The sequence below is a fragment of the Nocardioides limicola genome (assembly GCF_016827675.1).
Classification (GTDB): Bacteria; Actinomycetota; Actinomycetes; order Propionibacteriales; family Nocardioidaceae; genus Nocardioides; species Nocardioides limicola.
The window spans coordinates 17,559-42,870 of record NZ_JAERJA010000006.1 but is presented as its reverse complement, the minus strand read 5'-3'; the positions used below and the strand labels follow the sequence as shown (position 1 = coordinate 42,870).

Below are 25,312 nucleotides of genomic sequence, written 5' to 3'. Positions count from 1 at the left end.
GAAAGGAAGTATCGATGGACCGGATCGACCCGGAGAAGCTGGCCACCACGCTCGAGGTGCTCGCCCAGCTGCCGCATCTGCCGCCTGACCATGAGGACATCCGCACGGTGAAGCGGGCGGCCTCCTTCATGTACAAGATGATCAAGAAGGCGCGGCGAGCCGAGATCCGGGCCGAACGGTTCCGCCACGACCAGGAGATCATCGAGCGGACGGCGACCGGGTCACGGATGCGGATCGACGACGAGACCGCGGGGATCCCGCTGGTCTCGACCACGCAGGGGGCCTTCGCCGGGGAGCTGATCACCGCCCGCGGCTGCTACATCTGCAAGGAGGACTTCACTCTCGTCGACGCCTTCTACCACTGGCTCTGCCCCTCCTGCGCGGCGATGAGCCACGGCAAGCGGGACCAACGCACCGACCTGACCGGGAAGCGGGCGCTGCTCACCGGCGGCCGCGCCAAGATCGGCATGTACATCGCGCTGCGGCTGCTCCGCGACGGTGCGCACCTGACGATCACCACCCGCTTCCCCCGGGATGCGGTACGACGGTTCTCGGCGATGGAGGACTCCGGCGACTGGCTGCACCGACTCAAGGTCGTCGGTATCGACCTGCGTGATCCCACCCAGGTGATCGCGTTGACCGACGACGTGGCCGCGGACGGCCCGCTGGACATCCTGGTCAACAACGCCTGCCAGACGGTGCGTCGTACTCCTGGCGCGTACAGCCACCTGATCGAGGGGGAGAGCGCCCCGCTGGCGGAGCTCCCCGATGGCCGGGCGCTGCCGGAGATGGTCACCTTCGACCGGATCTCCGAGGCGCACCCGGCCGCGATCGCCGGCGCGTTGGAGCGCCACGCGGTCGCCCATCACGAGGGCGAGTCGGTCGAGCATGCGGTGGCGGCGCACAACGCAGCGTCCCTGACCGCGCTGGCCCTCAAGGCGGGGAGCGCGTCGCTGGAGGCTCATCTGGCCGGCACCGCGGTCGACGCGGGTGGGCTGCTGCCCGACATGCAGACCAACAACTCCTGGACCCAGGTGGTCGACGAGGTCGATCCGCTGGAGTTGCTGGAGGTGCAGTTCTGCAACTCGATCGCTCCGTTCCTGCTGGTCTCCCGGCTGCGGCCGGCGATGCGCGCCGCCGTGGCCGGTGGCGCCCGACGCGTCTACGTGGTCAACGTGAGCGCGATGGAGGGGCAGTTCTCGCGTCGGTACAAGGGCGCCGGGCATCCGCACACCAACATGGCCAAGGCGGCGCTGAACATGCTGACCCGGACCAGTGCGGGGGAGATGTTCGAGACCGACCGGATCCTGATGACCGCTGTCGACACCGGTTGGATCACCGACGAGCGCCCGCACCACGAGAAGCTGCGGATCGCCGCCGAGGGCTGGCACGCCCCCCTCGACCTGGTCGACGGCGCCGCCCGGGTCTATGACCCGATCGTCCGTGGTGAGGCCGGCGAGGATCTGTTCGGCTGCTTCCTGAAGGACTACGAACCGTCCCCCTGGTGAGCCCCGGCCCTCTCGGGGCCAGGCTCACCCGGAGCAGCGCTCACCCGGCGCCAGGCTCACTCCGCCTTCACGTGGAAGTGCACCCCGCAGCCGGTCGAGGCCCCCTTGATCAGGTCGCCGTCGGGGTTCACCGCCCGCCACACGTAGTGGCCGGCGTTCTTGCGGGCGATGGTGGTGGTGAAGGCTGCGCTCTGGTTGCCGCTCATCGACTTGGGCACCGTCTTGCGCCGTTTGGCATGGGGATCCCCGGCGCAGTCGTAGTACCGGGCCGCCTCCCGGCTGCCGAACGGTCCGTAGAGATGGGCGCGTACGGTGCGCGTCTCGGTGCGGTCGAAGCCGGACAGGGTCACGTCGATCCCGAAGACCTGGCCGGGAGCCTTGACCCGGGTGTCACCGCGACGGGCCTGACCGATCCCGGACTGCTTCATCACCCGCACCGCCGGGCCGCAGACGTCGGCGGCATGGGTCGAGGAGTTCCCGGCGGCAACGAGGTGGCGCCGGTACCAACCCGACCGGGGGGTGGCGTAGGCGGAGAACGCCCAGGTCCCGTCCCCGGTCCTGGTCGTGCTCGTGCTCTGGCTGGAGCTGGTCGCGCAACTGGCCTCGCCCGAGGTGGTGAAGGGGCCGTGCACCCGCTGCCGGACCTGCTGGCTGCCGATCGCCCCGGAGATCGTGTACCGGTGGCCGAGGTCCCGCCCGGCCAGCAGCGCCGTGGTCGGTGGGGTGATCCGCACCTGCTGGGCGCCGGCCGCGACCAGCGGCGCCGAGGCCGACATGGTCCGGGTCCGCCCGGCGGCAGCCACCATCGACCCGCGGCGGCGCGGCTTCGCGACGTGCAGCGCGACCTCCGGGAGGCCGAGCGCCCGGGCGGTGACCGAATGGGCGCCGGCCTTGGCGGTGAAGGTGACCGCGGCGATGCCGTGCCGGTTGGTCACGGCCGTCCGCACCACGCCGTCGTAGCGGAACCGGACCGTGATGCCTTCGATCGCGGCATCGCGAGCCGACAGCAGTTGCACCCTGGACCGGCTCCCCGAGCCGGCCTCGGCGCGGCCCACGTCGAGGGTGAGCCGGTACGGCCCGGCGTACTGCTGTGATTCGCGCAGCATCTGCCGCGCCCAGTCGCCGACCTGGCGCGGGTACGGCGTCTGCCGGATCCTGGCGCGCCCGTCCCGCTTGCCGATCCGCCACGACCTCCCCCGGGTCAGGTGCAGCACCGCAGCGTCCACCGCCGCCGCCTGGACGTCGTGGCGACGCCCGCCGTAGCGGGACAGGATCCAGGCGGTACGCCGCAGCGCCCGGTCGGAGCGCACCGGCACCGCGTCGGCGCTGCCGCGACGGACGAAGGGCCGGTAGCGGCCGCTGGTGGCCTGCTTGCCGGGCTGGATCCGGTACGCCGTCTGGCCGCGGACGCGGCGGGCACCGATCCAGCCGCCGTTGGCCTGGCCGTTCGCGGCGATCTGGAAGCCCGACTCCGGCGAAGCCGCCTGAGTCGGCGCGCTGCCGATGGCGGTGGTGAGAGTGCAGGTGAGCATCACGGCCGCGAGGGCCGCTGGAACGCGTGTCTTCATGTCTTCCCCTAGGGATCAGTGCACGCGATCGATCCGAGAACCGACCGCCCGAGATTCGGTCCGGCGACGCAGAACGTCGCCGCGCACTCACCCTACGAAGGATCCGCAGACCGTCTCGCGAGTTATCCACAGGGCCCTGGACAGGCAGATGGGAAAGCCGAAGGGGCTGCCCCCACCTGGTGGGAGCAGCCCCTCTGCGGGTGCCACGGTCAGTTCGGGGTCACTTCTCCGCGTCCGCCTTGATGCCGGCCAGGGTCTTCGCCATGCCTTGCGCCAACTCGTCGGTGAACTGGCCGATGCCGCCGAGCACGGACTTGGTCAGGCCGACCGAGAGGTCCGAGATGCCCTGGGGCGCCTCTCGCCGCTGGGTCACCCTGGTGCCGGTCTCAGTGGCCTCCAGCTCGAAGGACCACACGGTCCAGTTCTCGGAGATCCGGAAGGCCAGCCGGCGCTCCGGCTCCACCTCGACGACCTTGCCGCGGGTCGGCCAGAACAGCGGCCCACGACGGTTGAGGTTGAAGAAGGTGGCCCCCACCTCGGTCTTCCCGCCGAGCACCAGGGTGCCGCGGTTTTGCGGGCTCCAGCGCTTCATGTTGCGCAGGTCGCCGACCAGCGCCCAGACCACGCTGGGGGGCGCGTCGATGTCGATGGTGGCTTCGATCGGGGCAACGTCGGTGAGCGGCATGCGGTCTCCTCAGGAATGGGGTACGCCCGTCACCCTAGTCACGGGACGTGCCTTCGCTACCAACAGGTAATCGAGATCACATGTCGCGGGTAAATCCCACGCTCACCGCGAACCTTCCTGCCACCATTGCCGCAGCGCCGCCGTCGCCTCCGCCTCGTCGAGCGGGCCGCGATCCATCCGCAGCTCCAGCAGGAACTTGTAGGCCTCGCCGACCTCGCGGCCGGGGCCGATGCCCAGGACGGCCATGATCTGGTTGCCGTCCAGGTCCGGGCGGATCGAGGCCAGCTCCTCGGCCTCCGAGAGCACCGCGATCCGGTGCTCGAGGTCGTCGTAGGTGCGGCGCAGCCGGTCCGCCTTCCGCTTGTTCCGGGTGGTGCAGTCGGCCCGGGTCAGCACATGCAGACGGTCGAGCTGGTCGCCGGCGTCGCGGACATAGCGACGCACCGCCGAGTCGGTCCACTCCCCGGTGCCGTAGCCGTGGAACCTCAGGTGCAGTTCGACGAGGGTGGAGACGGCGTCGATCTCGTCCCCCGAGAACCGCAGCGCCTTCATCCGCTTCCGGGTGATCTTCGCGCCGACCACGTCGTGGTGGTGGAACGTCACCGACCCGTCCGGCTGGAAGCGGCGCGTCTTCGGCTTGCCCACGTCGTGCATCAGGGCCGCGAACCGGGAGACGAAGTCGGGACTCTGCGGCAGCCGGTCCTCCAGGTCGATCGCCTGCTCCAGCACCGTCAGCGTGTGCTCGTAGACGTCCTTGTGCCGGTGGTGCTCGTCGCGCTCCAGCTTCAGCGCGGGCAGCTCGGGAAGCACGTACGCCGCGAGCCCGGTCTCCACGAGCAGGGCGAGCCCGGCGCGGGGCCGCGGCGCGCAGATCAGCTTGACGAGCTCGTCCCGGACGCGTTCGGCGGAGATGATCTCGATCCGCGACGCCATCGCGGTCATCGCCTCGACCACCTCCGGGGCCGGGGTGAAGCCCAGCTGGGCCACGAACCGGGCCGCGCGCATCATCCGCAGCGGGTCGTCGGAGAAGGAGTCCTCCGGGGTCCCCGGGGTGCGCAACACCTGGGTCGCCAGGTCGACCACGCCTCCGTGCGGATCCACCACGGTGCGGTCGGGAAGGGTGATCGCCATCGCGTTGACGGTGAAGTCCCGGCGCACCAGGTCGCCGTTGAGGGAGTCGCCGTAGCTGACATCGGGCTTGCGCGAGTCCCGGTCGTACTTCTCGGCCCGGTAGGTGGTGATCTCCACCTGCCAGCCGCCGACCTGGGCGCCGATGGTGCCGAACTCACGACCGATGTCCCAGAGCGCGTCGGCCCAGCCCCGCAGCAGCCGCTCGGTGACCTCCGGCGGCGCCGAGGTGGTGAAGTCCAGATCCTGGGAGCTGCGGCCGAGCATCGCGTCGCGGACCGGACCGCCGACCAGCGCCAGCGTCTCTCCGGCGGCGGCGAACCGGTCACCCAGCTCGTCGATCACCGGCCCGATGCGCTGCAGTTCGGCGTCGACGGCGGCCTGCACGTCGGCGATGCGCAGTGGCGGGTTCTCGGGCACGACCGAGAACTCTAGTCGCCCCGGAGCAATCCGTTCCGGCGGGCGATGGCGGCGGCCTCTCCCCGGTTGGCTGCGTCCAGCTTGGCGAGGATCTTGGAGACGTGCACGCTGACCGTCTTGGCGCTGATGAACAGCTTGTCTCCGATCGCCCGGTTGGTGGCTCCTTCGGCGAGCAGTGCCAGCACCTCGACCTCCCGGCCGGTGAGTCCCCACCGCAGGGCGGCGGGATCTGGGTCCTGTGTCGCCTCGACCACCGGCAGCCGGGCACTGTCGGCCAGCCGCAGCACGCGCTCCTTGAGCGCGGCGGCCCCGAGCCGGTCCGCGGTGTCGAGGGCGAGCCTGGCCTGGGTCACTGCTCCGGCCGTGTCGCCGGCGGCCAGCATCGCCTCGGCCAGGTGGATCCGGCAGGCCGCCTGGTCGTGGGGCCGCTGGGCCCGGTGGTCGACGGCTGCCTGCCACAGCTCCACGCTCGGTTCGTCAAGCCGGCTGCGCTGAGCCAGCAGCAGCGTCAACGGGCTGGAGGTGTGCCTGCGTGGCCGGTCCGCGGCGCGCTGTTGGATCCGGTCCGCCACCCGCAACAGTTCCGCCGCGTGGTGGGGGTCGACCCCGTGCTCCTGGGCCCCGTGCTCGCGGGCCCCGTGCTCGCGGGCCTCGTGCTCGCGGGCCTCGGCCAGTGCCCCGACCGCCCGGGCGACCAGGGACGCCTCGATGTCGTCGTACCCGGTGTCGGGGGGGAGGCGGTCGAGTCGGGCCACACACGCCGCCACCGCCGCAGCGGGGTCGCCCTCGGCCAGGTGCAGGCTGAGCTCGGCCATCGCCACGTAGCCGTGGCCGAGCGCATCCCCGGAGAGGGTGCGCGCCAGACCGAGCTTGCGTCGCCCGTGCTCCAGCCGGCCGCGGTGGATCTCGACCTGGGCCTCCAGCGCGATGGTGGCCGCGGTCAGGTCGTTGTGCGGCAGCGGGTCGGTGCGGGAGAGGTGCTCCACCGCGTCCCAGTTGCCGTTCAGCAACCGGCACAGGGTCAACGTCTCACGGGCCCAGATCCCGCGGATGCTGCTGCGCAGACCGTGGGAGGTGGCGTACTCGTAGGCCAGCGCGCCGCGTTCCTCCGCCTGCAGCAGGTCGATCGGCCACCACCAGTCGGCCAGGTGGGTGAGCACCCACAGCGACGTCTCCGCGTCGCCGCAGCCGAGGGCCGCGTCGACCAGTTCCTGCTCCTTGAGTTGGCCGGGTGCGTTCCGTTCCTGGGGCCGGGTCAGCTGGGACTGATGCGCCAGCCAGGCGGTGGTCGCCGCGCCTACTGCGATCGCTCCGGTCGCCTGCTCGGCCACCTCGGCCGCCAACTCCTCGGCCCGGGCGAAACGACCCGCCTGGTAGTAGCCGCGGGCCAGCACGAACCGCGCCTCGGTCAGCAGTTCGGGGTCACCGACCTCCTCCGCGTCCCCCACCGCGGCCAGCGCCACCTCCACCTCGTCGAAGGAGCCGGAGACCAGCGGGGTCAACAGCGGCGCCAGTACGAGGCGGGCTCGGGCGCGCTCGTCAGCGGTCTCCGCGGTGGCCAGGGCGCGTCGGGCCAGGTCGATCGCCGAGGTGATCGCGCCCGCCTCGGCGGCGGCAGTCGCCGCCTGCCTGGCGACCCGGGAGAGTCCCCCCACCGCCTGCCGATCCTCCGGGTCAGCATGCGGCCACAGCTCCAGCACCCGCTCCCAGTGGGCCAGCTCGTCGCCGCGGGCCGCCTTGTCGTGGGCGTCGAGGGCAGCCTCGTGGCTGGCCCGGAACGCCCCGGCCAGGTCGCCGGCACCCAACCGGTGCCGGGTGACCACGGCCGGTGCCGTGTGACCGGTGAGCAGCTCGGCGTACCGGCGGTGGATCTGCTGGCGCTCCACCGCCAGCAGGTCGGCGGCGATCTTGTCCGCCAACAGCGCGTGCCGGAAGGTGTAGCGGCTGTCGTCGTTGACCTCGAGCAGACGCAGCTCGAGCAGCTCCCTCGTCGCGGTCAGGCCGGTGCCCTCGTCGAAGCCGACCACCTGCATCAACAGCTCGTGCTCGACCGGCCGGCCGGCCAGCGCCGCGGCCTGCACCAGCCGGAGCGCCTCGGCGCTGAGCGAGTGCAACGGGCGGCGCAGCAGGTCATCGAGAGGGGCGGGCAGTCGGCTGCGGCCGCGCCGTCCGGCGAACGCCTCCTCGGCGCTGACGGCCAGCAGCTGCTCGGCCAGGAACGGGTTGCCGCCACTGCGGTCGGTGATCTCCCGGACCGTGCTCAAGGGCAGCGCCGCCCCGGAGATCCGGCCCAGCAGCTCACCCATCACCGCGGCGTCGAACGGCTCCAGGTCGACCCGATCGACGTCGGGCAGGTTGGCCATCTCGACCAACGCCTGCCGGACCGGGTGTCCGAACCTCAACTCCTCGGTGCGCACGGTCAGGATCAGCGCGAACCTGCCGGCGACGAGGTTGCGGCACAGGAAGGAGAGGAAGGAGAGCGTCGACCGGTCGGCCCAGTGCAGGTCCTCCACCACCAGCACCGTCGGTCGGCTCCGACTCAGCTCGTCCAGGAGCCGGGTCAGGGCATCGAACAGGCGGACCTGGTCCAGCCCGGTGGTGGTGTCCACGGCGCCGGATCCGCTGTCGACGAGCGGCAGCAGCCCGGGTGAACGCTGGTTCAGCTCGGCCAGCAACGTCGCGCCGAGTTCGGTGCGGCCGAGCGTCCGCAACAACGAGGTGACCGGGGCATAGGGCAGACCGTGTTGGCCGGCCTCGACACAGCCGCCGGCCAGCACCAGGAGTTCGTTGGCCCGCGCCTCGAGCACCGAGCGGACCAGTCGGGTCTTGCCGATCCCTGCTTCGCCGGCCACGATCCGCACGGTCGGGGAGCCGGCCACGGTCCGGGTGAGGGCAGCGTCGAGCCAAGAACGCTCCCGGCTGCGACCCACCAGGGTCTCCGGGGTCACTCTCACCGCCTCACCCCCTCCGGCAACCCGTCAGGCTCCCGGAGCCCCATTCTGGCAGCCCTGAGGCAGGACAGGCAGCGAAATAGGTCGATTGACCGATGCGGCGAGAGGGACCTTAGTCCCAGAGTGGGGGACATACGCCGAGCTCGAGCCGCCGCCCGTGACCCGAAAGACGGGGGGTTGCGGTGGGCGGCACGAGCGGCTCCACGCAGATCCGACGACCCACGGCCACGTGCGGCCGTCGTCGCTGGCCGCCAACGATAGAGTCCACTCCGTGTCCCGATCGCCCGCAGCCGCCCTCCTGGCGGCAGCGACGGTCGCACTGTTGACCCTGATCGGCACCCCCACCGCGGCGAGCCTGAGCAGCACCGAACTCGACGTTCCCGGCGACCCGCTCCTCATCGAGCTGACCAACGTCAACCCCGCGGTACTGCCCGACCAGGGGCGGCTGCGGATCACCGGCATCCTGCGCAACGTCAGCGACGACACCTGGCGGGAGATCAACCTTCATCCGGTGCTGTCGGCGGCCCCGATCACCGACAGGGTGGAGTTGGCCGAGGCCGCGTTGTCCGATCCCCGGCAACCCGTGGGCGACCGGATCACCTCGATCGGCAACTTCGCCTCGGTGGAGCTGCTGGCCCCGGGGGCGAGTGTCGAGTTCACCCTCCGCGTGGACCGGGACGCGCTGCCCGTCGGTAACCAGGCCGGTCCAGGCGTCTACTGGCTCGGCGTGCACGCGCTCGGGGCGAACCAGGACGGTCGCGCCACCGTCGCCGTGGGCCGGGCCCGCACGTTCCTGCCGGCGGTGCCGGCCGACGCGGCTGATCGCGTCGAGGCCAGCCTGGTGGTGCCCCTCAGACCGCCGGTGCGTTACACCTCCGACGGAGCGGTGGCCGACCCCGAGGAGCTCACCGCCCAGGTGGACGTGGCACGGATCGAGGGGTTGGCCACCCACAGCCCCGGCCGGCTGAGCTTCCTCGTCGACCCGGCCCTGCTCGACGCCCTGGCCCGGATCGGTGCCGGCAACCCGGACCGCTGGCCAGCTGTCGTCGAGGAGGACCCGCAGGCCGAGCCCGCACCGGAACCCGAACCCGACCTGGCGCACCTCGACGCACTGGTGGCGGCGTTCGGCGACCACGACGTCCTGGCGCTGCCCTACGGCAACCTCGACCTGGCCGCCGCGGTGCAGTACGACGCGCGCCTGGTCGAAGCGGCGCTGCTCCTCGGTGACGCGACGATGCAGCACTACGGAGTGCCCAGCCTCCCGGTGTTGGCGCCCCAGGCTCTCGACCGGGTGCTGCTCACCGCCCTGTCCGGGGCCCCGGTGCTCACCACCGACGACCAGCTCGACGTCGAAGGACCCGTCCCGACCCGGGTCCGGGTGGCCGGCCGGGAAGCGACGGTGGCCTCGTCCGGCGCGGCCGCCGGGGGGCCGGGACCCGGCGATGCGACCGACATGGTCGGCCTGCGACAGCGACTGCTCGCCGAAGCGGCGCTCCGGCTCGCCGACGAGACGCCCCAGCCGCTGGTCGTGGTGCTGCCGGAGACCTGGTCGGGCAGCGACCGACCGCGACAGTTCTTCGCCGGCCTGCGGCACGACTGGCTGGACTGGGTGAGCCTGACACGGGTCAACGACGACGAGGCCACCGCGATCCCCACGACGTCACTGGTCCTTGACGCCACCTCCGCCCTGCGCGCCGAACACGTGGCAGCGTTCGTCGAACTCACCGAAGCGGCCGAGGTGCTGCAGTCGGTGCTCACCGAGGACGACGAGCTCGCCGAGGTGATCCTGGCCGAGGCGATGACCACGCTGTCCTACACCGCCGCCCCCGAGGTCTCGCTGGACATGCTGCGTCGAGCCGGCGATCAGGTGCAGCAGCGTCTGGGGCTGGTCACCGTGGACGCGCCCAGCTACGGCACCCTGACCAGCGAGACCGGCCGGATCCCGGTCACCGTCGCCAACGGGCTGGATCAGACGGTCACGGTGCGGCTGGAGGCGCGCGCCGAGGCTCCGCTCGAAGTCAGCACCGGCGACTCGATCGTCATCGGGCCGGGCGCCCAGAGCACCGTGCTGGTGTCGGTGCGATCCCCGATCATCGGTGTCCACAACGTGGAGTTCGTGCTCACCGACGAGAACGGCCGGGAGTTGGGCGACAGCGCCCGACTGCCGGTGCAGGCCGGCCAGGTGAGTCAGGTGATCTGGGTGGTGATCGCCGCCGGCGCGATCTTCTTCGTGGTCGCCGTCGTGCTCCGCATCCGTCGCCGACGGCGGAGGGTCCCGTGAGCTCCGAGGAGCGGTCGGCGGTGCTGTCCAGCAGCGCACTGATGGCCACCGGCACCGTCTTCTCCCGCATCTCCGGCTACCTGCGCAACATCCTGCTGGCAGCCGCCCTGGGCAACCTGCTGCACGCCGACGTGTTCACCATCGCCAACACCGTGCCCAACATGATCTACATCCTGCTGGCCGGCGGCATCTTCAACGCGGTGCTGGTGCCGCAGTTGGTCCGGGCGATGCAGAACGACCCCGACGGCGGTGAGGCCTACACCAACCGGGTGATCACCCTGGCGGCGCTCTTCCTGGTGGCGGTGTCGGTGCTCCTGGTCGTCTGCGCCCCCTGGGTGATGCGCCTCTACCTGGACCCGCAGTTCTACACCGCGGAGTACGACGAGCAACGGCAGTCGGTGATCAACTTCGCCCGCTACTGCCTGCCGCAGGTCTTCTTCTACGGGATGTTCGTGCTGGTCGGTCAGATCCTCAACTCCCGGCGCCGGTTCGGCCCGATGATGTGGGCGCCGATCGCCAACAACGCCGTCTCGATCGCGGTGCTGCTGGTCTATCTGTTCGTCTTCGGCCCGGCCCGCGGTGACCAGTTGCGCGGCGGCTACGAACCCAGCCAGGAGCTGCTGCTGGGTCTGGGATCGACGTTCGGGATCGCGGTCCAGTTCCTGATCCTGTTGCCCTACCTCAAGGCGGCCGGGTTCAGCTACCGGCCGCGTTTCGACTTCCGCGACACCGGGCTGGGCCACACCCTGCGGCTGGGCGCATGGACGCTCGGCTTCGTGATCGTCAACCAGATCGCCTACACCGTGGTGGTCCGGTTGGCCTCGTCCGGAACCCTGGTCGACTTCGCCGACGGCGGCGACTCCGCCACCGGCTACACCGTCTACGCCGGCGCCTACCTGCTGATGATGGCCCCCCATGCCGTGGTCACCGTCTCGTTGGCGACCGCGATCCTGCCGCGGCTGTCGGCCAGCGCCGCCGGCGGCGAGATGGACGGCGTACGCCGCACCCTGTCGGGGACGCTGCGCACCGCGCTGGCGTTCATCGTCCCGGCCGGGGTGCTGCTGCCGTTGCTGGCCTACGACATCGCCGAGATCGTCTGGGGGTACGGCGCGGCCAGCCTCACCGCCAGCAACTATGCGCCGACCCTGGGGTTGTTCGGTCCGGCGCTGGTGCTGTTCACCGTGCACTACATGATGCTGCGCGGCTTCTTCGCCCTGGAGCGCAACCGGACCGCGTTCTGGGTGCAGTGCGTGATCGCCACCGCCAACGTGTCCCTGGCGCTGATCCTGGTGCCGCGCGCCTCGATTGCCGGCACCGCGCCGGCGCTGGCGGTGGCCTGGGGTGGCGCCTATCTGATCGGGGCCTGTGTCTCCTACCTGGTGCTCCGGCGGCTGGTCGGCGGCCTCGAGACCGGCCGGTTGCTGCTCTTCCTGGTCCGCCTGGTCCCGGTCGCGGTGCTCGCGGTGGCGGTGGGCTGGATGGCCGCCCGCGGTCTGGACAGCCTCATCGACACCCACCTGCCCGACGCGGCGATCGCCGCCGGCAAACCGGCATCGCTGCTGGTGCTCGTCACCACGACCATGGTGGCCGGCATCGCGTACCTGCTGCTGGCCCGGATCGCCCGGATCCGCGAGGTGAGCGAGATCGGTGCTCTGGTCACCCGTCGGCTGCCCGGGCGGCGAAGGTCACGATCCGATCGCGGCTCCGGCGTGCCCGAGTGACGCGGGCGTCAGGCGAACTACGATGACTGCGAAGGTCAGGGGGTGAGGATGCCGACTTCAGCGGGCGACGTGCTCGCCGGCCGGTACCGGCTCGCAGACCTACTGAGCGAGAGCCGTGGCGGCCAGTTCTGGCGAGCCCACGATCAGATCCTGGCCCGGCACGTCGCCGTGCACGTGATCCCGTCCGAGGACCCCCGGGCCGACCGACTGCTGGCCGCCGCACGGCGATCGGCCACCGTCACCGACCGGCATCTGCTGCGGGTGCTGGACGCCGACGAGGGCGACGGCCTCTGCTATGTGGTGAACGAGTGGGGGTCCGGGATCTCGTTGGACAACCTGCTCAGCATCGAGGGGCCGCTGGAGCCCAAACGCGCCGCCTGGATCTGTTCGGAGGTGGGCATCGCCATCACCGCCGCGCACGCCGCCGGCGTCACCCACGGCCGCCTGGTGCCGGAGAACGTGCTGGTCGACCTGTCGGGCGCGGTGCGGATCATCGGCTTCGCCGTCGACGCCGCGCTGCACGGTCTCCCCGATGGGCGTGAGTCCGCCGACGTCGTCGACCTGGGCGCGCTGGTGTACGCCGCGCTCACCGGCAAGTGGGCGGGCGTGAGCAGGTCCGTCGTACCCGCCGCTCCCGATGACGCGGGCCGGGTGCTGCGGCCGCGCCGGGTGCGTGCCGGCATCCCGCGGGCGCTCGACTCCCTGTGCGACCGGGTGCTGAACCCGGCCGAGGTGGGGGCGCACGTCCGGGACGGACACGATCTGAAGACTGCGCGTGGGCTCACCGCCTCGCTGCGGGACTTCGTCGGCGACCCGGCGGTGATGGCCGCCCAGGAGGCCACCCGGCCGCACGGCCGGGCCCCCGCCGAGCACGCCGAGCAGGTGGCTGCGGCGCCGGCGCTCGAGGACCCGGTCGAGCACCCACCGGGCACGGTGCCGGAGGGCTCGGTGGACCCCGACGACGCCGCGGACCCCGACGACTCGGACCCCGACACCGCTGCACACTCAGGGCCGGCCGCGGAGCACTCCGAGATGCCCACCCAGGCCGGGCTACCGATCTTCGACGACGCCTCCGAGGACGTCAGTTGGCTCTCCCCGCGCGATGACCGGCCACCACCGCCGCCGCCGTTCGACGACCTCCCGGAGCGCCCGCTGTTCGCACCCGACTCACCCCCCGGCAGTCGGTTGCCGGTGTCCTCGGCAGCCCCGGTGCCTGTCCCCGGCTCACCGGCGCCCGCCGAGTACTGGCCGTTCGACAGCACCGGCGGCGGCTCCCTGCCCGGCGTCCGCACCGGGGAGCAGGACCCCGTGCCCGGCCGGTCCTGGCTGCGGCTGGCGATGCTGATCGCCGCCGTCGTGGCGCTGGTGGTGGCGCTGGCCTTCGCCTACCAGTTGGGGTTGGGTTCGTCGCGCACCGACCCGGAGGAGCCGGGCAACGGCAACGGGAACGGCGGCCCGGTCCCGGCCGAGGCGTTCGAGGTGGCCGGGATCATCGACCTCGATCCCCAGGGCACTCCGCCGGAGGAGAACCGGGACCTGGTCGGCCTGGCCATCGACGGGGACCCGGAGACCGCCTGGCGGACCAAGGTGTACTTCCAGAACTTCGGCCCCGGTGGCCTCAAGTCCGGCCTGGGTCTGGTCCTCGATCTCGGCGAGTCCCGGCTGATCGGGTCGGTGGACGTGCTCTTCCGGGGCAGCCCCACCGAGTTCGAGATCCATGTCGGCGACCAGGAGCCGGCCGACCTCGACGACCTGACGCTGGTCGCGGAGGAGACCGCAGCCGGGGTCGAGCACACGGTGACCTTCGAGGACCGGGTCGAGGGGCGCTACCTGCTGATCTGGCTGACGTCCCTGCCCAGCGTGGACGGGGGCTTCCGTGCCGAGATCGCCGACGTGGTGGTGCATCCGTGAGGGACGATGCGGAGCTGTTGGCTGCGCACGTCGCCGGTGACCACGACGCCTTCGGTGAGCTCTTCGCCCGGCACCGGGACCGGCTCTGGGCGGTCGCGCTGCGGACGATGGGCAACCCCGACGACGCCGCCGACGGCCTTCAGGACGGCCTGATCGCCGCCTACCGCCGGGCGGGCTCGTTCCGCGGCGAGTCCGCGGTGACCACCTGGCTGCATCGCGTCGTCGTCAACGCCTGCCTGGACCGGATCCGCGCCGGCAAGGTGCGCGCCGCTGAGCCGCTGCCCGACGACCTGGATCGGTGGGAGCCCGGCACCGCGGCGGTGCCCGACCCCGCGGACCTGGCCATCCGCAACGAGCGGCGGGCCGCGGTGCTGGCCGGACTGCGACAGCTCCCCGCCGAGCAGCGGGCGGCCCTGGTGCTGGTCGACATGGAGGGCCATCCGATCGCCGAGGCCGCGCAGATGCTCGACTGTGCGGAGGGCACGGTGAAGTCACGGTGTGCCCGTGGTCGGGCCAGACTGGCGACGTGGCTCACAGAGAATGGGCTGCTCCAGGACGGAACCCGTCACCCGACCGGCACGTCCGACTCCTAGGAGGTGAATGCCGTGACCGAAACGCCCGACGAAGAGCTGGTGCGTCGCGCCCTCGCGCAGGCCCGGCATACCGAGCCGATGCCGGCGGAGGTGCTGGCCAGGATGCAGGAGACCCTGACGGGCCTCGGCGCCGAGCCGGTGGCCACCGTCACCGAGTTGCGCGCCCGGCGCCGCCGGCGTACCGCGATGACCGGACTGGTCGCCGCCGCCGCGGTGGTGGTGGCCGGGGTCGGGATCGGATCCCAGTGGGGCTCCCTCTCCGGAGGTGACGGGCTGACCACGGCCGCCGAGGCACCGGCGGCGGAGCGCGATGTCGCCGAGGAGGCCGACGACGGGGCCACGGAGCCGGCCTCGCCGCAGTACTACCAGGCCGCCTGGGTGATCACCGAGGAGTCCTTCGCCGAGGACGCCGCCCGCCTGCGCGGTCAGATCGTGAACCTCTCGTCCGGCCAGGCGCTGGGTTTGGGAGGTTCGCCCTTCGACGAGGGGTACGCCGACCAGCCCGAAGCCGATGAGGATCACACCGCGATCCCAGGCAGCGACGCCGGTCAGCGCACCCTCAGAGAAGGGCGGATGTCCGCGGACGCACTGAAGGCCTGCGCGGACCAGATGCGGGCCGCCGCCCGCGGCGACTCGGTGCCCGTCAGTTGGTACGGCACCCCCGGCTGGTTGTGGTACCTGCCGCCCACCGACGGTGGGCAGGTGGTCAACCTGATCGTCTGCGGGGAGCCGGAGCCGGTGCTGAGCACGGTGCTGCCCGCCCCCTGAGCGGACACCGGCGACCCCGGGAATGCCGCTGACCTACGATCGGTTGTGCCAACGCCACGCCTTTCGTTCGAGGAGCGCTCCATGGGCCACACGGCCGACCGCAACGTCATCATCATCGGCTCCGGACCCTCCGGCTACACCGCTGCGGTGTACGCCGCTCGGGCCAGCCTGGAGCCGCTGGTCTTCACCGGCTCGGTCTCCGCCGGTGGCGCGTTGATGACCACCACCGAGGTGGAGAACTTCCCCGGGTTCCGCGACGGGATCCAGGGCCCCGACCTGATGGACGAGATGCGCGCCCAGGCGGAGCGCTTCGGCGCCGAACTGGTCGCCGACGACGTGATCGAGGTCGACCTGACCGGCGACGTCAAGGTGGTCCGGACCGAGACCGACACCTACACCGCCCGGTCGGTGATCCTGGCGATGGGATCGGGCTACCGCAAGCTGGGTATCGCCGGCGAGGACGAGCTCTCCGGGCACGGTGTCTCCTGGTGCGCCACCTGCGACGGCTTCTTCTTCCGCGACCAGGTGATCGCCGTGGTCGGTGGCGGGGACTCGGCCGTCGAGGAGGCCACCTTCTTGACCCGGTTCGCCTCGAAGGTCTATCTGATCCACCGGCGCGACGAGCTCCGGGCCTCCAAGATCATGGCCGAGCGCGCCTTCGCGGACCCGAAGCTGGAGCTGGTCTGGAACGCCGAGGTCGACGCCATCAACGGTGCCGACAAGCTCGAGTCGGTGACCCTGAAGGACACCGTGACCGGGGAGCGGCGCGACCTGGCCGTCACCGGCCTCTTCATCGCCGTCGGCCACGACCCCCGCTCGGAGCTGTTGACCGGCCAGGTCGACCTCGACGACGAGGGCTACGTGCTGGTCAAGCAGCCGTCGACGGCCACCAACCTGCCCGGCGTCTTCGCCGCCGGCGACCTGGTCGACCACACCTACCGGCAGGCGATCACCGCCGCCGGGACCGGCTGCGCCGCCGCCCTGGACGCCGAGCGCTACCTGGCCGACCTCGACCATCTGGCGGCCACCCAGCCGGACGCCCAGTCGGCCACGCAGGCAGCCACCCAGCCGGTCGGCGCCGCCGCACCGCCGGCCTGATCCACCCGGGGACCCGGGAATCTTGACGATCCACCCGGTGTTTGAACCGGTGTTGCACCCCATCCACCGCACAGGAAGGAATCACCGTGGCGAACCTCGCTGCCGTGTCCGACGCCGACTTCGAGGCGACGGTGCTCAAGTCCGACAAGCCGGTCCTCGTGGACTTCTGGGCCGAATGGTGCGGTCCGTGCCGCCAGGTGGCCCCGATCCTCGACGAGATCGCCGGGGAGCACGGTGACAAGGTCACCTTCGTCAAGATGAACGTCGACGAGAACCCGGTGACCCCCGCGTCCTACCGGATCACCTCGATCCCCACCATCAACGTCTACTCCGGCGGCGAGCTGGTCAAGACGATCGTGGGCGCCAAGCCCAAGTCCGCGATGCTCAAGGAGCTCGCCGAGTACATCTGAGGCCCAGCCGTCACCGGCTGACGCCCTCGGTCAGGGCCGTCGCGCATCAGGCGCGGCGGCCCTTTCCGTTGCCGGAGCGGGCCGCAGACCGGCGAGCAGTCGCTCCAGGGCGTGCTCCACCTCGTCGCGCCAGGCCACCGTGGTCCTCAGGTCCATCCGCATCCGCGGTCGGGTCGGATGGTCACGCTGGGTGCGGAACCCCACCGCGGTCAGGAACCCCAGCGGCAGCACGCAGTGACCGGTGCGGCCGTCATGGTCGGCGAAGGTCTCCACCGCCCGGTGCTGGCGGCGCACCAGATCGCCGGCCATCTGCTGGATCAGCACTCGACCGATCCCGTGTCCGGTCCACTCCGGCTCCACCCGCATCCCGGCCAGCACCACCGCATCCGCCGAGGCCGGCGCCGTCGGGAAGGACGCCATTCCGGGCAGGTACGACGCGGGCGCCCAGATCGCGTAGCCGATCACTGTGTCGTCCATCATCACCAGCCGGCCACACGAACCCCACTCACGCAGCACCTCCGAGACCCAGTGCGCCTTCTCGGCGCCGTGGTCGCCGCAGCGGGCGCGTCGTACCGGGTCCAACTCCCAGACCAGGCAGGTGCGGCAGGCAGCCGGCAGCAACTCCACGGTGTCGGCGGTCAGCCGATGTGTCTGCGCCCGCATCCTCGCTCCTGATGTCCGCTTCGCGGCCCGAGTGGTCGGGATCGGCCCTCATCAGCCATGCTAGGCGGTGCGATGACCGAAAACACCCCACGCGCCTCGGGCACCCACCCGGTGCCCGCCGAGGCCAGCACCCGACTCGACTCCTACGTCGACCGGTATGCCGCGCGCACGCAGGGCATGACCGCGTCGGAGATCCGCGCCCTCTTCTCGGTGGCGTCGCGTCCCGAGGTGGTCTCCCTGGCCGGCGGCATGCCGAACATCACCGGGCTGCCCCTGGACGTGGTCGGCAGCGCGATCAGCGACCTGATCGCCCACGACGGCGCCACCGCGCTGCAGTACGGCTCGGGCCAGGGGATGCCGGCGTTGCGCGAGCAGATCTGCGGCGTGATGCGGCTGGAGGGCATCGATGCGCACCCCGACGACGTGGTGGTGACGGTCGGCTCCCAGCAGGCGGTCGACCTGGTCACCCGGATCTTCTGCGATCCCGGCGACGTGGTGATCTGCGAGGCCCCGTCGTACGTCGGCGCCCTGGGCGTCTTCAAGGCCTACGAGTGCGACGTGGTGCACGCCGCGATGGACGCCGACGGCCTGGTGCCCGAGGCGCTGGAGCAGGCCATCGTGGCCACCAAGGCGTCCGGGCGCACCATCAAGTTCCTGTACACGATCCCGAACTTCCACAACCCGGCCGGTGTCACGCTCAGCGCTGAGCGCCGCCCGCAGATCCTGGACATCTGCCGCCGCCACGACATCCTGGTGCTGGAGGACAACCCCTACGGGCTGCTCGGGTTCGACGCCGAGCCGGTCCGGGCGCTGCGCGCCGACGAGGCCGAGGGCGTCATCTACCTCGGCTCGTTCTCGAAGACGTTCGCCCCCGGCTTCCGGGTCGGGTGGGCGTTGGCGCCGCACGCGGTGCGGGAGAAGCTGGTGCTGGCTCAGGAGTCGGCGACGCTGTGCCCGCCGCAGTTCAGCCAGATGGCCATCTCCGCCTACCTGTCCCGCCACGACTGGCAGGGGCAGGTCAAGCAGTTCCAGGAGATGTACCGCGCCCGCCGGGATGCGATGGTGCAGGCCCTGGATGACCTGATGCCGGCCGCCTGCCAGTGGAACGTGCCCTCCGGCGGCTTCTACGTGTGGCTGACGCTGCCACCTGGGATCGACGCGAAGGCGATGCTGCCTCGCGCGGTCACCGCCCGGGTCGCCTACGTGCCGGGCACCGCCTTCTTCGCCGACGGCTTCGGCTCGAGCTCGATGCGCCTGTCGTTCTGCTACCCCACCCCGGAGCGGATCCGGGAAGGGGTGCGCCGACTGGCCGGGGTGCTCGAGCAGGAGATGGAGTTGCGGGAGACGTTCGGCGCCCTTCCCGGGTCGCTGGAGGCTCCACGCAGCGGCTATGACGCACCCAGCAGTGATCTGACCTGAGGAGATGACCATGGAGGGACGGGTGCTGGTGCTCGCCGGCGGTCTGTCACACGAGCGGGACGTGTCGCTGCGATCCGGGCGACGGGTCGCCGAAGCGCTCCGCTCGGCCGGGTACGCCGTGGAGGAGCGCGACGTGGACGCGTCGCTGCTCGCCGTGCTGGGGGCGGATCGACCGATCTGCGTGGTGCCGATGCTGCACGGGGAGACCGGTGAGGACGGCGCCGTTCGTGAGGTGCTGGAGCTGCTCGACCTGCCCTATGTCGGCTCGGTGCCGGCCGCCTGCCGGACCGCCTTCGACAAGCCGGTGGCCAAGGCGGTGGTGGAGCGCGCCGGACTGCTCACCCCGGCTTCGGTGTGCCTGCCGCACGAGACCTTCCGGGAGTTGGGCGCCGCGGCGGTGATGGAGCTGCTGGTCGCTCGGCTCGGCCTGCCGCTGATGGTGAAGCCGGCCAGGAGCGGGTCCGCACTGGGCTGCACGGTGGTCCGGGACGCGGCGCACCTGCCGGCGGCGATGGTGGCCGCCTTCGCCTACGGGGACGTGGCGTTGCTGGAGCAGTTCGTGGTCGGCCACGAGGTCGCCGTGCCGGTCTTCGACACCGGGGACGGCCCGCGGGCGTTGCCGGTGGTCTCGATCCGTCCCGATGGGGGCGTCTACGACTACACGGCCCGCTACACGGCCGGCTCCACCGAGTTCCGGGTGCCGGCCGACCTTCCGGCCGACGTGCTGACCGCCTGCGCGGACGTGGCGGTCGCCGCACACACCGCGCTCGGCCTGCGACACCTGTCGCGTTCCGATCTGATCGTCGACGATGAGGGCCGGGTCTGGTTCCTCGAGGTGAACGTGGCGCCGGGCTTCACCGAGACCTCGACCGTGCCGCTGTCGGTGGCTGCGGATGGACTCGACCTGGGAGAACTCGTAGGGTCTCTGATCACAGCGGCCGTGTCGCGGCCCTGATCCAGCAAAGGAGCGCCGGTGCCTGACCTCACCTATCCCGTCGTCATCGCTGCCGCGAAGAGTTGGTTCCGCCTCTGGGGCATCGACGTGCGGATGGAGGGCAACGAGCACATTCCGCGGTCGGGCGGTGCGGTGCTCGCCTGCAACCACAGCTCCCACCTGGATTTCGTGATGGCCGGCTACCCGCCGGAGACCCAGGGTCGCTACACCCGGTTCATGGCCAAGCGTGAGGTGTTCGACCACCCGGTCGGCGGTCTGCTGATGCGGTCGTTCAAGCACATCAGTGTCGACCGGGCCGCTGGGGCTGGGTCGTTGCGTGCGGCCGCCGAGGCGTGCCGGCGGGGTGAGCTGGTCGGCATCTACCCCGAGGCCACCATCTCGCGCAGCTTCATGATCAAGGAGCTCAAGTCCGGGGCGGCTCGGATCGCCGCCGACGCGGGGGTGCCGTTGATCCCGATGGTCCACTTCGGGGCGCACCGGATCCAGACCAAGGACCACCCCCGGGACTTCTCCCGGCGCAAGACCATCCTGATCAAGACGGGCGAGCCGCTCTATCCCACCGGCGAGGATCCCGCCGCCGACACCGCCGCGTTGAAGTCCGCGATGGAGGCACTCCTGGACCGGTGCATCGCCGAGTACCCCGAGGACGAGAAGCCTCCGGGTGCCTGGTGGCTGCCGGCGGCGTACGGCGGTTCGGCGCCGACGCCGGAGCAGGCGTTGGAGCTGGACGCGGAGGAGCTGCGTCAGCGGGCCGCCCGCAAGGCGGCGAAGAGGGCCGGCAACACGAAGGGTGGCAAGAAGAAGTAGCGCGACGCTTGTTCGGTGCCCACCCGGGTCGGGTGGGCGCCGAACAAGCCCCCGTCAACCTGCGTTGCCGGCTGGCGCCGTGTCGGCGTCGGCCCGGCGGCCGGTCCCCCCGGATCGGCCTCGCCCCATCATGGCGTGGATCCGGCGTACGGCACAGCGTTCTCGGGGAGAGCCAGCGTCAAGGTTTTCCCGTTGTTCCGTTCCATTCCCAGCGCAGTCCGTGGATGCCGACCCCGGGGTTCAGCAGCACGTGGTGCGCGCTGCCCTCGTCGTCGATGCTGAGGGTGCTCAGGTCGGTCGGGGGCGCGTCCGGAGCCTCCCAGTGGCTGGCGAGCACTCGGTGCGGGGTGCAGTCCGGGTCGAAGGTCACCTGGAGCACCATCTGCTGGGCCGGCTTGCGTAGTCCGCGGCGGAACTCGGGCACCGGGGGGTCGTCGTAGGCCAACGCCACCGAGTAGTCGAACAGGTGCGTCTCGTCCGGGCCCAGCACTTTGGGGAACCTGAGTTCGGCACAGGCCAGGTCGGGGGGTTCCTGCCAGGTTTCGCCGACGCTGCATCCCTGTCCGGCGGTGACCACCGCCCGGTGGCCACCTCCGTCGAGTCCGCTGCGCGGGAGATAGAAGAAGTGGTGGCTGTCCACGCCGGGGCGGGTCGCCCGGATGACCATTCGGCTGTGGTGGCCGACCGGGGTTCGGTCGGAGCCGATCCGATGGTGCTCGTGCAGCCCGAGGATGTCGAAGCCGCCGATCCGGTCCGCACCGACGCGGGCCCGGAGTCGCTGCAGCGCGGGATGGTCCGGCACCAGCGGCCGGTCGAGGTCGTCCTCGGCCACCGGACCCCGGCGGTGGTGCTCGACCAGGGAGCTCAACTCACCGGGTCCGAGGGCCAACAGCAGCTCAAGGTCGGCCAGGGCGAGCAGCGAGGCGATCCTGCGCGGGTGGGCCACCCCCCGCTGCCAGTTGCTCAGCGTGGTGACGCTGACCGTGTGGCCGTGGGCGGCCAGCTTCCTGCTGAGCCGGTCGAGGGTGCTGCCGGAGGCTCGGATAGCGGCCGCCAGGGCAGCGGCGAACGGGGACAGTTGCCGTGCCAGGTGCTGTTCCTGGTGCATCCGTCACCCCCCGCGAGGCTCTTTGTCGACAAAGTTACTTATCGCTTTATGGATAAGTCGTGGTCAGTGCTCCGGCGTCGTCTGGGGATCCATGATGTCGACGATCCGGCGCAGGTCGTCGAGGGAGGCGAACTCCACCGTGATCTTCCCCTTGGACTTGCCCAGGTCCACCTTGACCCTGGTCTCCAACCGGTGCGACAGCCGCTCGGCGAGGTCGTCGAGCCCCGGCGCCTTGGGCCGGTTCCGGGGGCCACGCTGCCCGCCGCTGCCGCGGTGCTCACCGACCGCAACGATCTCCTCGAGACCACGGACGCTGATCCCCTCGGCCACCACCCGCTGGGCCAGCCGGTCCTGCAGGTCTCCGTCCTCGATCGCCAGCAGCGATCGGGCGTGGCCGGCGGACAGGACGCCGGCGGCCACCCGGCGCTGGACGGCGGGGGAGAGCTTGAGCAGCCGCAGCGTGTTGCTGATCTGTGGCCGGGAGCGGCCGATCCGCTGGGCCAGCTCCTCGTGGGTGCAGCCGAAGTCCTCCAGCAGCTGCCCGTACGCCGCGGCTTCTTCGAGCGGGTTCAGCTGGGATCGGTGCAGGTTCTCCAGCAGCGCGTCGCGCAGCAGGTCGTCGTCGTCGGTGGGCCGGACGATCGCCGGGATCATCGTCAGGCCGGCGGCCTGGGTGGCCCGCCAGCGCCGCTCACCCATCACCAGTTCGTAGTCGTCGCCGACCGGGCGCACCACGACCGGTTGCAGCAGCCCGACCTCCGAGATCGAGTGCACCAGCTCCGCCATCGCCTCCTCTTCGAAGACCTGGCGGGGCTGACGCGGGTTGGGCCGGATCGCACCGACGGGGAGCTCGATGAAGAAGGCGCCTCCGGCGGGGGGAGGGGTCACCGGGTCGACGGAGACCGCTGGGCCGCCATTCGCTCCGAGGGGTGCATTCGATTCAGTGGGGCCACTCGGTTCGATGGGGCCACCCGGTTCGAAGTCGGGTGGCGCCGTCGGGATCAGGGCGCCCAGTCCACGACCGAGGCCTCGCTGCTTGTTGCTCACTTGCGCCCTTCCTTGGTCACGATCTCGCGCGCTGCCTCGAGGTAGCTCAGTGCGCCCGGCGAACCCGGGTCGTAGGTCATCACGGTCTGGGCGTACGACGGCGCCTCGGAGACGCGCACCGACCGGGGGATGGTGGTCTTGAGGACCTGATCACCGAAGTGCGAACGCACCTCGTCGGCGACGCCGGCGGCCAGCCGGGTCCGGGCGTCGTACATGGTGACCAGGATGGTGGAGACCCACAACGCCGGGTTCAGGTGCTTGCGGACCATCTCGACCGTCTCGATCAGTTGACCCAGCCCCTCCAGGGCGTAGTACTCGGCCTGGATCGGGATCAGCATCTCCTGGCCGGCCACCAGGGCGTTCAGGGTGAGCAGGCCCAGTGAGGGGGGGCAGTCGATCAGCACGTAGTCGTAGCGATCCTCGCCGGCCTCGGGACCGCCGACGCGTGGATGGGCGACGATGGCCTTGCTCAGTCGGCTCTCCCGGGCCACCACGCTGACGAGTTCGATCTCGGCGCCGGCCAGGTCGATCGTCGAGGGGACCACATCCAGTCCGGGCACATCGGGGCAGGGCTGGATGACCTCGGTCAGAGGCCGCCCGTCCACCAGGAGGTCGTACGTCGAGGGCACTCCGCGTCGGTGCTCGATGGCCAGCGCCGTGGAGGCGTTGCCCTGGGGGTCCAGGTCGATCACCAGAACCCGCTGGCCCAGATGTGCCAGCGCGGCGGCGAGGTTGACCGTGCTCGTGGTCTTCCCGACGCCACCCTTCTGGTTCGCCACCACGAAGACCCGAGTGCGTTCCGGGCGGGGCAGCGGACTGCCACTCTGGAAGCCGCGACGGATCAACACCGAGTGCTCGGCGGCCTGGGCCAGGGGAGTGCTCGCATCGACCAGCGGGGTGGGTTCGTCGGCTCGATCTCCGGCCGTCCGCACGGCCCATGTTTCACGTGAAACCACGTTCAACTCACTCTCACTTGTGTCCAGCCACGTCCTCACACCACCCGCGTCGAGCGCCGCCATCCTGTGGATGAAACCGCCCCACCTGTGGACAACCACGCTCAGAGACCGATTCTCATCGGTGGATAACTCTGGCTACCCCGCACGGATGCAGAGGTACAACCTACCGGCGGGAAGCCTTCCAAGCCACACGAACGGCTGTCGTGGATTCAATCCCGGGATACTCCAACACCACGACCTCGGGCTGCTTCAAGCCCATGCTACGCACCGCCCCCGACGCCTCGGTGATCTCCTCGGGCAGCGACGCGCCCTTCAGAGCCACCAGCGCGCCACCGCGCGCCACCAACGGCATCGACCAGGCGAGCAGTTTGGGCAACCGGGCCACCGCACGCGAGGTGACCACGTCGAAGGTCCGGGCACCGTGCAGCACGTCGGCCCGACCCCGGATCACCTCCACCTGGAGGGAGAGGGCCGAGACCACCTCGTCGAGGAACGTGGTCCGACGCAGCAGCGGCTCGACCAACGTCACTTCGACGTCGGGCCGCAGGATCGCCAGCACCAGACCCGGCAGGCCGGCACCGGAGCCGACGTCACACACCGAAGCACCGGTCGGCACCAGGTCACCGAGCAGGGCGCAGTTGAGGATGTGGCGCTCCCACAGGCGCGGCGTCTCGCGTGGACCGATCAGGCCGCGCTCCACGCCCGGGCCGCTCAGCCACTCGGCGTACTCCACCGCCAGCGGGAGCCGATCGCCGAAGAGCGTCTCGGCCACCGCCGGGGGAGATGTTTCACGTGAAACAGGGGTCATCAAGACTCAGGCGTCGACACTCACGGCACGATGACGACGTGCCGGTTCGGCTCAGCGCCCTCGGACTCCGAGGTCAGGCCTGCGGCCGCCACCACGTCGTGCACCACCTTGCGCTCGAACGGGCTCATCGGCGCCAGCGAGATCCGCTCGCCCTCGGCCCGCGCACGCTCGATGGCCTCCTTGGCCAACTCCTCGAGGGAAGCCCGCTTCTGCGCCCGGTGCCCGGAGATGTCGAGCATCAGCCGGGACCGCTCGCCCGTCTCCCGGTGCACGGCCAGCCGCGCGAGCTCCTGCAGCGCCTCGAGAACCTCGCCGTCGCGCCCGACCAACTGGCTCAGGTCCGCGCCCACGATGGAGACCGATGCGCGGTCGCCGTCCACGTCGATGTCCAGGTCACCGTCGAGGTCGGCGATGTCCAACAACTCTTCGAGGTAGTCAGCGGCGATGTCGCCCTCGCGCTCCAACTGCTGCACCGAATCGGCCTCGACCACGTTCTCCGTCACCGTT

Annotated in this window: 21 protein-coding genes; 11 read left to right on the top strand and 10 right to left on the bottom strand. The window is 71.1% G+C overall.

The annotated features are described in order from the left end of the window. Nucleotides 1-14 precede the first annotated feature (14 nt). Nucleotides 15-1,508 carry an SDR family NAD(P)-dependent oxidoreductase gene (locus JKG67_RS12490; protein ID WP_203337655.1) on the top strand — a complete coding sequence of 498 codons (1,494 nt, stop codon included), beginning with the start codon at nucleotides 15-17 and terminating at the stop codon, nucleotides 1,506-1,508. A gap of 56 nt (nucleotides 1,509-1,564) precedes the next feature. Here the strand turns inward: JKG67_RS12490 and JKG67_RS12485 are convergent, their stop codons facing one another. From JKG67_RS12485 to JKG67_RS12470, 4 genes are all read right to left on the bottom strand, one after another. Further along, nucleotides 1,565-3,076: an Ig-like domain-containing protein gene (locus JKG67_RS12485; protein WP_203337654.1), complete on the bottom strand. Its 1,512-nt coding sequence runs from the start codon at nucleotides 3,074-3,076 to the stop codon at nucleotides 1,565-1,567. A gap of 220 nt (nucleotides 3,077-3,296) precedes the next feature. Continuing rightward, the gene (locus JKG67_RS12480) at nucleotides 3,297-3,761 is read right to left on the bottom strand and encodes an SRPBCC family protein (protein WP_203337653.1); all 465 of its coding nucleotides are present in this window, start codon (nucleotides 3,759-3,761) and stop codon (nucleotides 3,297-3,299) included. A 102-nt stretch (nucleotides 3,762-3,863) separates the two neighbouring features. Then, a complete protein-coding gene (locus JKG67_RS12475) occupies nucleotides 3,864-5,309 on the bottom strand; it encodes a CCA tRNA nucleotidyltransferase (RefSeq protein WP_203337652.1) in 1,446 nt (481 codons plus the stop codon). A gap of 11 nt (nucleotides 5,310-5,320) precedes the next feature. Further along, the gene (locus JKG67_RS12470) at nucleotides 5,321-8,257 is read right to left on the bottom strand and encodes a helix-turn-helix transcriptional regulator (protein WP_203337651.1); all 2,937 of its coding nucleotides are present in this window, start codon (nucleotides 8,255-8,257) and stop codon (nucleotides 5,321-5,323) included. A 274-nt stretch (nucleotides 8,258-8,531) separates the two neighbouring features. On the opposite strand from JKG67_RS12470, the gene JKG67_RS12465 reads away from it, so the two are divergent. From JKG67_RS12465 to trxA, 7 genes are all read left to right on the top strand, one after another. After that, nucleotides 8,532-10,541, top strand: a complete 2,010-nt coding sequence (locus tag JKG67_RS12465; RefSeq protein WP_203337650.1) for a DUF6049 family protein — start codon at nucleotides 8,532-8,534, stop codon at nucleotides 10,539-10,541. Further along, complete coding sequence (gene murJ / locus JKG67_RS12460) at nucleotides 10,538-12,262, top strand: murein biosynthesis integral membrane protein MurJ (protein ID WP_307816545.1); 1,725 nt, start codon at nucleotides 10,538-10,540, stop codon at nucleotides 12,260-12,262. The genes JKG67_RS12465 and murJ overlap by 4 nt, the downstream gene beginning before the upstream one ends. Nucleotides 12,263-12,310: 48 nt before the next feature. Continuing rightward, nucleotides 12,311-14,173 carry a protein kinase family protein gene (locus JKG67_RS12455; RefSeq protein ID WP_203337649.1) on the top strand — a complete coding sequence of 621 codons (1,863 nt, stop codon included), beginning with the start codon at nucleotides 12,311-12,313 and terminating at the stop codon, nucleotides 14,171-14,173. Beyond that, entirely contained in the window at nucleotides 14,170-14,766 is a 597-nt protein-coding gene (gene sigM / locus JKG67_RS12450) for an RNA polymerase sigma factor SigM (protein ID WP_203337648.1), read from the top strand. The genes JKG67_RS12455 and sigM overlap by 4 nt, the downstream gene beginning before the upstream one ends. A gap of 12 nt (nucleotides 14,767-14,778) precedes the next feature. Further along, nucleotides 14,779-15,534 carry a hypothetical protein gene (locus tag JKG67_RS12445; protein ID WP_203337647.1) on the top strand — a complete coding sequence of 252 codons (756 nt, stop codon included), beginning with the start codon at nucleotides 14,779-14,781 and terminating at the stop codon, nucleotides 15,532-15,534. An 81-nt stretch (nucleotides 15,535-15,615) separates the two neighbouring features. Beyond that, nucleotides 15,616-16,632: a thioredoxin-disulfide reductase gene (trxB, locus tag JKG67_RS12440; protein WP_203337646.1), complete on the top strand. Its 1,017-nt coding sequence runs from the start codon at nucleotides 15,616-15,618 to the stop codon at nucleotides 16,630-16,632. An 86-nt stretch (nucleotides 16,633-16,718) separates the two neighbouring features. Next, on the top strand, nucleotides 16,719-17,042 hold the full coding sequence (gene trxA, locus JKG67_RS12435; protein WP_203337645.1) for a thioredoxin: 324 nt from the start codon (nucleotides 16,719-16,721) through the stop codon (nucleotides 17,040-17,042). 30 nt (nucleotides 17,043-17,072) lie between these two features. Here trxA and JKG67_RS12430 read toward each other — a convergent pair whose 3' ends face one another. Then, nucleotides 17,073-17,705 carry a GNAT family N-acetyltransferase gene (locus tag JKG67_RS12430; protein WP_203337644.1) on the bottom strand — a complete coding sequence of 211 codons (633 nt, stop codon included), beginning with the start codon at nucleotides 17,703-17,705 and terminating at the stop codon, nucleotides 17,073-17,075. Nucleotides 17,706-17,777: 72 nt separating this feature from the next. Between JKG67_RS12430 and JKG67_RS12425 the strand changes: the two genes are divergently transcribed. Genes JKG67_RS12425 through JKG67_RS12415 form a run of 3 tightly spaced genes read left to right on the top strand, consistent with a single transcriptional unit; the run spans nucleotide 17,778 to nucleotide 20,886 of the window. Further along, complete coding sequence (locus JKG67_RS12425; RefSeq protein ID WP_203337643.1) at nucleotides 17,778-19,124, top strand: aminotransferase-like domain-containing protein; 1,347 nt, start codon at nucleotides 17,778-17,780, stop codon at nucleotides 19,122-19,124. Nucleotides 19,125-19,128: 4 nt separating this feature from the next. Beyond that, a complete protein-coding gene (locus JKG67_RS12420; protein WP_372442083.1) occupies nucleotides 19,129-20,079 on the top strand; it encodes a D-alanine--D-alanine ligase family protein in 951 nt (316 codons plus the stop codon). A gap of 18 nt (nucleotides 20,080-20,097) precedes the next feature. Then, complete coding sequence (locus JKG67_RS12415; protein WP_203337641.1) at nucleotides 20,098-20,886, top strand: lysophospholipid acyltransferase family protein; 789 nt, start codon at nucleotides 20,098-20,100, stop codon at nucleotides 20,884-20,886. A gap of 178 nt (nucleotides 20,887-21,064) precedes the next feature. On the opposite strand, the gene JKG67_RS12410 is transcribed toward JKG67_RS12415, so the two are convergent. The 5 genes from JKG67_RS12410 to JKG67_RS12390 form a co-directional block, all read right to left on the bottom strand. After that, complete coding sequence (locus JKG67_RS12410; RefSeq protein ID WP_203337640.1) at nucleotides 21,065-21,994, bottom strand: hypothetical protein; 930 nt, start codon at nucleotides 21,992-21,994, stop codon at nucleotides 21,065-21,067. Between the two features lie 63 nt (nucleotides 21,995-22,057). After that, nucleotides 22,058-22,882, bottom strand: a complete 825-nt coding sequence (locus JKG67_RS12405; RefSeq protein WP_307816544.1) for a ParB/RepB/Spo0J family partition protein — start codon at nucleotides 22,880-22,882, stop codon at nucleotides 22,058-22,060. Between the two features lie 155 nt (nucleotides 22,883-23,037). Next, a complete protein-coding gene (locus JKG67_RS12400; RefSeq protein ID WP_307816543.1) occupies nucleotides 23,038-23,973 on the bottom strand; it encodes a ParA family protein in 936 nt (311 codons plus the stop codon). A gap of 187 nt (nucleotides 23,974-24,160) precedes the next feature. After that, nucleotides 24,161-24,769, bottom strand: a complete 609-nt coding sequence (gene rsmG / locus JKG67_RS12395) for a 16S rRNA (guanine(527)-N(7))-methyltransferase RsmG (RefSeq protein ID WP_307816542.1) — start codon at nucleotides 24,767-24,769, stop codon at nucleotides 24,161-24,163. A 56-nt stretch (nucleotides 24,770-24,825) separates the two neighbouring features. Further along, nucleotides 24,826-25,308: a R3H domain-containing nucleic acid-binding protein gene (locus JKG67_RS12390; RefSeq protein WP_203337636.1), complete on the bottom strand. Its 483-nt coding sequence runs from the start codon at nucleotides 25,306-25,308 to the stop codon at nucleotides 24,826-24,828. Nucleotides 25,309-25,312: the final 4 nt, after the last annotated feature.